We start from the raw sequence: 242 nt of genomic DNA, 5'->3' as shown, positions 1-242 counted from the left end.
CGAGCGATGAGCAGGGCGACACTTGGCCTCGAAGGCGAGTTTCCTCTGGAAGCCCGCGCTGCCGAACTGATGGGCGCCCCCGACGTCGTCGCCGACGCCGCGCAGGCCGCTGCTTGGGGCGAATTCAAAGCCACCGATGATCGCTCTGATCTCGTCTTCATGACCGTCTCCACCGGTCTCGGCGGCGGCATTGTTTCCGATGGGCGTCTGCTTCGCGGCATATCCGGTCATTTCGGCCAGGT

At 64.9% G+C, this 242-nt stretch carries 1 protein-coding gene; it reads left to right on the top strand.

Annotated elements, in window-relative coordinates:
* Positions 1-242, top strand: a 242-nt coding sequence (locus tag KVS69_RS20365; protein ID WP_217540100.1) for an ROK family protein, incomplete at both ends; no start/stop codon positions are given.

The sequence above is a fragment of the Stenotrophomonas sp. GbtcB23 genome (assembly GCF_019091045.1).
Lineage (GTDB): Bacteria > Pseudomonadota > Gammaproteobacteria > Xanthomonadales > Xanthomonadaceae > Stenotrophomonas > Stenotrophomonas rhizophila_A.
The sequence above is the reverse complement of the archived record's forward strand: the minus strand, read 5'-3'. Positions and strand labels throughout refer to the sequence as shown.